The organism is Kitasatospora sp. NPDC091257 (assembly GCF_044757675.1).
In the GTDB taxonomy this organism is placed as follows: domain Bacteria; phylum Actinomycetota; class Actinomycetes; order Streptomycetales; family Streptomycetaceae; genus Kitasatospora; species Kitasatospora lactacystinica.
The window spans coordinates 1-8,451 of the sequence record NZ_JBIVVI010000272.1; the positions used below are offsets into that span (position 1 = coordinate 1).

9 protein-coding genes and 1 pseudogene are annotated in these 8,451 nt (G+C 69.0%); 7 read left to right on the top strand and 3 right to left on the bottom strand.

Annotated features, from left to right (window positions below):
* Window positions 1-286 precede the first annotated feature (286 nt).
* The 5 genes from ACIQOV_RS15230 to ACIQOV_RS15250 all read left to right on the top strand — a co-directional run bounded on the left by ACIQOV_RS15230 (window position 287) and on the right by ACIQOV_RS15250 (window position 4,300).
* Window positions 287-1,537 carry a hypothetical protein gene (locus tag ACIQOV_RS15230; RefSeq protein WP_401048755.1) on the top strand — a complete coding sequence of 417 codons (1,251 nt, stop codon included), beginning with the start codon at window positions 287-289 and terminating at the stop codon, window positions 1,535-1,537.
* A complete protein-coding gene (locus ACIQOV_RS15235; RefSeq protein ID WP_331768524.1) occupies window positions 1,534-2,250 on the top strand; it encodes a hypothetical protein in 717 nt (238 codons plus the stop codon). The genes ACIQOV_RS15230 and ACIQOV_RS15235 overlap by 4 nt, the downstream gene beginning before the upstream one ends.
* 211 nt (window positions 2,251-2,461) lie before the next feature.
* Complete coding sequence (locus ACIQOV_RS15240; RefSeq protein ID WP_401048757.1) at window positions 2,462-2,632, top strand: sigma factor-like helix-turn-helix DNA-binding protein; 171 nt, start codon at window positions 2,462-2,464, stop codon at window positions 2,630-2,632.
* A gap of 373 nt (window positions 2,633-3,005) precedes the next feature.
* Complete coding sequence (locus tag ACIQOV_RS15245; RefSeq protein ID WP_331768839.1) at window positions 3,006-3,656, top strand: HhH-GPD-type base excision DNA repair protein; 651 nt, start codon at window positions 3,006-3,008, stop codon at window positions 3,654-3,656.
* A 380-nt stretch (window positions 3,657-4,036) separates the two neighbouring features.
* Complete coding sequence (locus tag ACIQOV_RS15250; RefSeq protein ID WP_401048759.1) at window positions 4,037-4,300, top strand: hypothetical protein; 264 nt, start codon at window positions 4,037-4,039, stop codon at window positions 4,298-4,300.
* A 30-nt stretch (window positions 4,301-4,330) separates the two neighbouring features.
* On the opposite strand, the pseudogene ACIQOV_RS15255 reads toward ACIQOV_RS15250, so the two are convergent.
* Window positions 4,331-4,474: pseudogene (locus ACIQOV_RS15255) on the bottom strand (ATP-binding protein); the annotation flags it as partial.
* 142 nt (window positions 4,475-4,616) lie between these two features.
* Between ACIQOV_RS15255 and ACIQOV_RS15260 the strand changes: the two are divergent.
* Both ACIQOV_RS15260 and ACIQOV_RS15265 read left to right on the top strand, forming a co-directional pair.
* A complete protein-coding gene (locus ACIQOV_RS15260) occupies window positions 4,617-5,513 on the top strand; it encodes a tyrosine-type recombinase/integrase (RefSeq protein WP_401048760.1) in 897 nt (298 codons plus the stop codon).
* 536 nt (window positions 5,514-6,049) lie between these two features.
* Window positions 6,050-6,835, top strand: coding sequence for a maleylpyruvate isomerase family mycothiol-dependent enzyme (locus tag ACIQOV_RS15265; protein ID WP_401048761.1), 786 nt, complete (start codon window positions 6,050-6,052; stop codon window positions 6,833-6,835).
* Window positions 6,836-7,385: 550 nt separating this feature from the next.
* On the opposite strand, the gene ACIQOV_RS15270 is transcribed toward ACIQOV_RS15265, so the two are convergent.
* Window positions 7,386-7,598 (bottom strand): hypothetical protein, encoded by a 213-nt coding sequence (locus ACIQOV_RS15270; RefSeq protein WP_401048763.1) that lies wholly within the window; start codon window positions 7,596-7,598, stop codon window positions 7,386-7,388.
* A gap of 148 nt (window positions 7,599-7,746) precedes the next feature.
* Window positions 7,747-8,076, bottom strand: coding sequence for a hypothetical protein (locus tag ACIQOV_RS15275; RefSeq protein WP_331768519.1), 330 nt, complete (start codon window positions 8,074-8,076; stop codon window positions 7,747-7,749).
* Between the last annotated feature and the right edge of the window lie 375 nt (window positions 8,077-8,451).

Here is an 8,451-nt window from a genome sequence, read left to right on the forward strand (position 1 = left end):
CCCCAGGCCCTCACCCGGAGAGGGCGGCGGGAGCGCGTCCGCCCCTGCCCGACCTGGGCCGCTGCACGGCGGCGCCGCGCCGTGTCCGCGCCAGCTGAACGTCGTTGTACGCGGTGGCGAGACGGCTCGTCAGGTTGACACGGCCGGACATAGCAGTGCGCCATGGCTCAGGGCCCGGACCGGGCCTGGAGCCGAGAGCGGAGCAGCAAGGCGTGTTCGGTGCACGCCGTGCACAACGGGTGGTCGGCCGGATACGGTTAGCTATCCAAGGGTGATGGTGGTGGGCGTGACCAGCACGACCGGCCATACGACCGTGTCGTTCGTCCTGGCCATGGCCATGAGCGGATCCGCCAGCGCGGCCGCGCAGGACCGGGGACGCGCAGCGGATTCGACCAGCGTGCTGTGGGCGAACCAGGCGAGGATCCACGCCGTCAGCGACCGCGTCCACGACTACCTGGACAGCCGTACGGCCGACGACCCCGGCTACGCCGGCATGGTGGTCGATCCGGAGACCACGACCCTTCACCTGTACTGGAAGGGCCCGCTGCCCTCCCAGGTGCGGGAGACGATTGTCTCCGCGCCCCGCGAGGTAAGCGTCGACGTCCGCCCGGCCTCCTACTCCCGCGCCGAGATGAAGGCCGCGGTCGACCGGTTCATCCGGGCGACCGAGGCGATGCCGGGCTATTGGAGCAGCGTGGGCCCGGACGAGACAGGTTCCGGGATCACTGTCCGTTTCGCCGGGCAGCTCTCGCGCCACGGCGACCGCTCTGCCGGGCAGTACGCCGTCGACGCCTCCACTTTGGCCGGCCTGCCCGTGCAGGCCAGCCAGGAGACGCCGAGCGTTCCCACCGCTACGCGGCACAGTGGTGGCTCGCCCTGGTACGCGGGCGCCGAGATGAGCGCACCGGTGGGCGAGACGGGCAGCAGCAAGTTCTGCTCGACCGGCTTTTCCGGCTGGCAGGGTGCACGGCCGGTCATCCTCACCGCGTGGCACTGCGGCGCCGACGGCAGCTACGCCAGTGGCACCGGCACACTCGTCGGCTGGGCCCGCGACAGTGCCAAGGATCTCGACAGCCTGGTCATCGAGCTCAGGGACAAGCCCGGCTCGCGCGCCTACATCGGCGCGTGGAACGACGGCGGGGCGACCACGCACATCTATGGCGGGAAGACCAACAACGTTGGGGAGCGGGTCTGTACGGACGGGGCCATGTCGGGACAGCATTGTGGGTTGCAGGTGACCGAGGTCGACCAGGTGCGCATGATCGGCGGTAATCGGGTCACGCTCGTCGACACCGCCATGCGCACCGACGACCACACCATCGTCTCGGCCAACGGTGACAGCGGAGGCCCCGTCCTCGGGGATCCCGTCGACGATGCCTGGGGTGCCAAAGGGCTCATCGTCGGCTCCGCGGGCGACGCCGTCGCTTGCCGGTGGGGCACCGACACCGTCGCCGGCTGGAAGCCGACCTGCTACTCGGGCGTTTCCTACGTGCCGATCGGCGCCATCACCCAGAAATTCGGGATCTCACTCGCATGAGGCGCACTACCAGGACCCTGATCACCGCCACCGCGGTCGCTGCCGGCCTCGGCGTCACCATCACCGTGCTCGTTGCCGCCGCCACCCGCCCCGGCGACGACGAGGCACTCGCCCTGGCCTCCCGCATGGGCGGCAACACCTACCACGTCTGCAACATTGGCATCACCGACGAGGGCTTGGAGGCGGACGTCATCGGTGATCAGCCGCGCGCCCGCCGCGAACTCCAGAATGCCACCGGACGCCACGTCACCCTCCACACCTGCCACCTCGACCCGGGTGTCGAACAGGGCAACCGCGTACACCCCGACGCCGACCGCTACGCCCGCACCACGCAGGGCGGCGGCTTTACCGTCTACATGGTCGACCAGATGCCCGACCACCGGGTGCGCGCGGGCGTCATCGGCGACCAGGCCAGGGCCCAGCAGGAATTCGACGGGGCGTTCCCCGGCCAGATCGTCGTCCACAACACCCACCAACGGCTCAACCTGCCCGACCCGCCTGCCTCAGAGTCCTTCGGCGATTTCGTCCGGCAGCTCGCCCGCGAGCACCAGCAGACCGCTCCGGCCCCGTCCGTCATCGTTGACGAGGAGCACCAGGCCGTCTCCGTCACGTGGTCCGGGGCGCTGCCCCCCGATGTACTGCAGGTTCTGCGCCGGGCGCCGCAGAACGTCACGGTGTTCGTCAACGGCGTCGCGGTTAACAAGGCCCTGTAGTCCCTGGCCCGGGCACTTCCTTGCCCCGGAGATGTGGCCCCGGTCGGTCCGGGGGCAGCGACATCTGCCGCCAGCCCGGCGAACGCCGCGGATGGTGGCGCGGCGCCCACGTCGGTGGACGGCGCGGTGGCGCGGGAGCTGGCCCACCGTCCTGGCCGCGCCCCGCCCCGCCGCCTGCGCCTGGCAGGCGGTCCGCCGCCAGGTCCGTTCGATGGCAGGCCCGCTCCCACCCGTCGCCCACCTGAGCGAGCCCGAGCAGGACGTCCTCGTCCTGCACCTCGTCCTCGACCTGCCCGAGGCCGAGGTCGCCGAACTCATCGGAACCGACGCCGTGGCCGTCCACATGCACCTGCGCTCCGTACGCGCCGCCCGCCGCCACTAGCCACCCGGCAGTCACACGCCTCCAGCCCCGGCAGAGTGCGTCCCAGTGAAGTCCGACCGCAGGCAGATCAGCCCACGGCGCTGTGCGCTGAAGCCCCACCCGAGTTCGCTGCCGGCAACGCAGGCGTCAGCGGCACAGCATTCCGGGTCAGGGCCAGTGCTACCTCGGTGTCGTCGCTCCAGGAGCAGACCTTTAGCCAGGACAGGTAGCCGGCCTGGGCGAAGAGCAAGACTTCGCCGGGGCAGTCGCCGTTCTTCGTGTAGCTCTGATTGCAGTGATCAGGCGTGTGGTGCCCTGCCCGCGGTGCAGTGTCAGCCACACTGGGTGACAATCTGATCACCAGTCGAGGAGGGTGTTGTCAGTGGACATCGCGGTGTGCATCACACAGCAGGCCGAGGCAGACGCCCTGCTCGGCCGCAACCCACTCGCCCTGCTCATCGGTGCTGTTCTGGACCGCCATGTTCCATCGGAACTCGCCTACGCTGCCCCTGTGGTCATCGCCCGGCGCCTCGGCGAGGGCCTCGATGTGCACCGGCTCGCCCAGTACGATCCCCGGCAGTTGGCCACGATCTTCAAGGTCAGACCTGCCGTTCACGAGTTTCCGGCCCTCATGGCCCGACGTGTCCAGGAGCTGTGCCACCACCTCGTCGCCCTGCACGACGGCCGGGCGGCCGCAGTCTGGGAGGGCGCAGGAACCGGGAAGGAGCTCTACAGCCGCCTTCATGCTCTGCCCGGCTTCGGCCGTCAGAAGACACAGATCTTCGTGGCGCTCCTGGGCAAGCAGTACGGGATCCGCCCGGACGGATGGCGCGAGGCGGCTGGCCCCTACGGCGAAGCTGGCGTTCATCGATCTGTCGCCGACGTCACGGACCCTCACTCCCTGGCGAAGGTCCACGCTGCCCGCGCGGAGGAACGTCGCAGTGCCAGAACCGCGCAAGCGCGACGAGCTGCCTCCCTCAGAGCTGAGGAACGCTCCGAGCAGGCACACAGGACCGCTTCACGCCTCGGTCACCGGGCTACTTGAAACCTGCCTCGGCGGCAATGACATGCACGGACGTGTAGGCGGCGCTGGCTGCGTAGGTCATAGGCGGGAGCACTTGTCGGTGGGTTTCAGCATCACTCGTTGGCTGCGGAGCCGACGAATGTTGGTGAGAAGTAGAAGCACTGGCGTGGCGGGTGCGTGGTGGTCACGCGTGCGGAAGCAGGCTGGGCTGTGTCAGCATGACGCCGTGCTGATCCGAAAGGTCGATGCCGCGTAGGCGTCCGAAGGCCGTCCGTGCTGAACGGTGGCGGCCGCGCAGGAATGTTGCAGTGCGTCGGGTCCGAGGGGTCTCCGCGCGGACCCGTGCAGCGATCCGCCGTCTCGAAGACGAGCGGCTATGGCCCAACGCTGTCGCTGACGCATTGGACCGCTTCGAGTGGATGTTCAAGCAGCCGGGCCGCTATCTCAGTGCGTCCCATGTCTGGCAGCCTGGCTTGGAGGTCGAGTATGCCCGCGATGACCTGGAAGAGGTCATGCTCCACCTCCCTTGTGGTGCCCGGCGGGACCTGGGCCGGCTGGTGGATCGCATCGACGACGAGTTCGAGCGCCGCACGCTGCCGAACCCGGGTCCCGTCGATGAGTGGACGGTGGGCGGCTGGTGGTGGTCGAGAATCCGGGAACGCTGAGGACGTTCCACGAATCCGTGGCGTGCGATGTCAGCCGACGGCTTGCTGTTCGGCGCGGGCGCGGGTGCTTGCGAGGCGGTAGGAGTCGGTGCCGGTCTCGATGATGGTGCCGTTGAAGGTGAGGCGGTCGACGATGGCCGCGCAGAGGCGGGGGTCGGTGAAGGTCTTGGTCCATTCATCTGGGGCTGGCACTTGTTCCCTCACACGAGTTGCGGCTGCGACCTGGCCGTTTCCTCCTCCTGCGGTCCTCGTTGGTTGTCGCGGCAGTGCCCAGGTTTTCAAGGTGCTGCCTTGACCGTTCAGGTGCGAGGAAGGTGTGCCGGTGGCCGAGGCGAGATTGCAGGTCATCGCGGGCGGTGGCGTTCCGCAGGGACCGCTGGTCAGGGACCCGTGGCAGTTCCAGGCCGCGTGTGTGGAGGCGTTCGTCGCCTCGTGGCGGGCCCGCAGGTTCAGCCCGGTGACGATCGACAACGACATCGGCCTGCTGGAGCGGACGCTCGTCGCGTTGGGGCGGCCGGCGTGGGAGGTGACCCCGGAGGACATCGACCGCGTCATCGGTGACCTCGCGGTGAAGGGGCGGGCGACATCGACCCGCCGCGAGTATGTGCAGATCTTCAAGGGGTTTCACCGGTCCCTGCAGGCCCGGAAGGCCGCCGAGATCGAGGCCGCGTTCGGGGTCCGACTGATCCGCCCTGTTTACGAGTTCAACGCCTCCCGGCATGTCGGCGACGACTCTCCGGCTCTGCTGCCGCCACCGACCCCGGAGCGGGTGAACGAGTTCTTCGACTTCATGAAGCAGCGGATCGCGACCGCCAGGAAGTACGGACCCGCCGCCCGGGACTATGCGTTGTTCCGGACCCTGTATCACGCAGGGCTCCGTTCCGAGGAGGCCTCCCTGCTGGAGAAGCCGGACCTGCACTTCACCCGCGGCCCGTTCGGCAAGCTCCACGTCTGCTTCGGCAAGGGCGCCCGCACCTCCGGTCCCCGCCCGCGCTGGGTGCCGATGCTGGACGGCCTGGACCTGGTGCTTCGATGGTTCCTTGAGGACGTGCGGGGCAAGTTCCCCGACTCGTTCGTGCTGTTCGCCGACGAGTCCGGTGGGCCGCTGCATCGCGGGACGATTCGCAACCGGCTCCGATATCCGTACTTCGGTGCGCTGGGCGCGGTTCCACGGTACCTCCACCGCGGCCAGGAAGCGGAGCCAGCGCAGTAGGTCGTAAGCGTAGGAGCGACAGGAAGCCGCCGTGTTCCCACAGGCCACGAGCTCGCGCAGGAATTCGCTCACCGGCGTGACCGGCAGCCCGGAGCCGTCCACCACCAGCCAGTGGCTTTGTACGCGAGGACGGGAGTCGTTTGTCGTCGGCTTCGGGAGTCACCGCGTGGGCCTGTTCCATGATCAATGTCGATGAGTTTGGGAGTCACTCACGGTCCGGCGAGCGATTCAGGGTCCATCCCTCGGTGAAGGCCCTGAGCTGATCTCGCTACCGTTCCTCCTCTGTGATCCGGTCGGTGAGAACGCGGCGGTCGATGTACGGCGCGACGGCGGCGAGGACCAGGTGCTGAGGCTCGGCAGGGCCGAGAGCCTCAACCTCCCACTGCACCGGCTGTTCGGCGGCGAGTTTGTACCGACGGGCGAACCCCGGCCAACGCGGGTCACCCGCCTTGCCCGGCGGTTCGGGCGGATGGTTCGGACGGCGGCGGCCGGGAAATTCGCTTTCGGCCGCCGGAGTGCGGTGATAGACAGCCGTAGTGCAGAAGAATCTTGAACTCCCTGACCTGCTGCGACTGATCGACGAGCGGGCGACGGCCTTCCGGGCCGCGATCGCCGCCGCGCCCAGCCTGGACGTGCAGGTGCCGACCTGTCCCGAGTGGACGCTGTTCGACCTGGCGCGGCACCTGGGCTCGGGCCGCCCCTTCTGGGCCGCCGTCGTCGAGGCCGGTCCGGCCGACGCCCCGCCGGCCGAGGCCGTGGCGGCGCGCTCCGAGGCGCAGGCGCCCCGGGAGCGCGAGGCGTTGGTGGCCTGGCTGGCCGCGTCGACGCAGGAGCTGCTGGACACCCTGCGGGAGGTCGGCCCGGACGCCGAGTGCTGGACGTGGTGGGGCGCCTCGCAGTCGCCGCGGACCAGCGGTGCCGTCGCCCGGCACCAGCTTCAGGAGATCGCGATGCACACCTATGACGCCCAGCTCACCGTGGGCGCCGCGCAGCCGCTGCTGGCGGAGGTGGCGCTGGACGGCGTCGAGGACTTCCTGTTCACCTGCTGCGCGTGGTCGGGCGTCTGGCCGCACGAGCCGGCCGTCGTCGACTACCACGCCACCGAGGGCCGCTCCTGGCGCTTCACGGTCGAGGCGGATGGCGCCCGCGCCGTCCGCCTCCCGGCTGCCGGCGAGGGCGAGGCCCAGGCCGACGCCTCCGCCCGGGGCACGGCCGGTGAGCTGGTCCTGTGGTTCTACGGACGCACCCCGCTGGACTCGGTGAAGATCGACGGCGACCGGGCCATCTTCGAGCGGCTCTTCGCCTGGGACCCGAACGCGTAAGGCGGTGTCGACGACGCGGCGCCCGGTCGCGTCGTCGGCTCATCCGACCGTGCCCTGGGCGGAGCGTCGGCGTGGCGTTACCGTCCTGACATGGTTGAGAGCAGGGGGTTTCGCGTCCTTCGAGGATTTAACACCCGCCGGTCTGGTCGTAGCTGGTGACGAGCGCGGCGGCAACGATGCGCGGCCACTGGAGTCCGGGCACACCGGTACATGTACCCATCAGCTCAGCGGCGGGTGCCTCCCAAACTCGTGAACATCGACCTGCCCGCCAGCAGGGCGCCTCCCGAGCTCATCGACAAACGACTCCCGTTCTCGCGTACAAAGCCAAGCCAGGCCAGGGAGGGCTGGGCCATGCGGTTCGTGGCGATCGAAACCGGACCGGACCAGTGGCTGAGCGCCTCCGTTCGGGCCACAGCAGCACATCCACGAGGCCATCGGGGAGAGCGTTGCAATCGTGCCGGATTCGGTGGTGTGGAAAGTGCGCGTTGCGGCCCCTGAGCGCGAGGACGCAGGCTTTGTCCGGCCGACGAGCTACGCCACGGACGAGCCCCTACACAGCTCGTTCGGCGGGCAGTTCGTGGTGCCGAAACTCGATCATGTCCGCCCACCTGCTGACCGGGTCGACGCCGGCATCCCTGGCAGCCACCCACCGGCTCAGCTTCTCCTGCGACAACCGGGTACCCCACTGAGCGACAGCTGTTTCTTTCACTTGCTCGAGCAGATCGGCGACAGTCCGAAACAGGACCTCCAGCGCCGCATTCACGTACCCGTGGGAGCGGCGGAGCCAGGCCGAACGAGCAACCCGCCAGAGCCGACCGCAGCGGCTGGCCTCCCTGCAGTCGATGCTGCGGCGGACGGGATTGCCCGCTGGTTCGCAGTGGGCACGCCGCAATGTGCCGACAGCCCAACTCTCACATTGACACCCCTGGGCCGGCTTCAAGCAGGAGGTCGGTCCAGCCCTTGTCCGCCGACTCCGGGTACAGGGCGTGGTCGCACCAGATGCGCGCGGCCGCCGTCAGGATGCTCCATGCTGCCCCTGCCGCGACACCGGCGTCCATGATCTGTACCCGGGTCGCCGTGACCGGTAGCTCCACGAACCGGTCAACCTGTTTCTTGGCCGTCATAACGGCCACGCCCAGTGCATCCGCAGAGTCCTTGGGCGGCTCTGTGGGGCATTCCTCGGCCAGACGGTGCAGGATGAACTGCGTGACGGCGTCGAGCTGTCGGCGATCGAGGTACATGGTGGGTCCTCAGCGGGTCACGGCCGTGTCTGCGGCAGCCTGGAGGAAGCGCAGGGCCCCGGACTGCTCGACCAGGCAACCGATACCGAAATCACGTACGGAGTCGAGTTCGGCGAGCGTGACGTGCACAGGGCTTCCTCTCGGTGAACGACGGCCGGGCTCACGGGCTGTCGAGGGCGAACTCCTCACAGTAGCCGCGACGTTCACGATACGCCGTGGCGCACAGGCGGACGACCAGTTCGGGAGACGAGCCACGGTGCTTTCCATGCGCTGCCCCGTCCTAAGGCGTGTCTGACAAATGATCATCTGGTTGGTTCGCGGAGCCAGAGGATTAGGGAGGCCAGGACGACTCCGGCGCGGTAGCGGTCGGCGAGC

What these genes read in the sequence shown, in the direction of transcription:
- ACIQOV_RS15235 (WP_331768524.1), top strand. Translation starts at nt 1,534, where the DNA reads ATGAGGCGCACTACCAGGACCCTGATCACCGCCACCGCGGTCGCTGCC.
- ACIQOV_RS15240 (WP_401048757.1), top strand. Translation starts at nt 2,462, where the DNA reads ATGGCAGGCCCGCTCCCACCCGTCGCCCACCTGAGCGAGCCCGAGCAG.
- ACIQOV_RS15275 (WP_331768519.1), bottom strand. Translation starts at nt 8,076, where the DNA reads ATGTACCTCGATCGCCGACAGCTCGACGCCGTCACGCAGTTCATCCTG.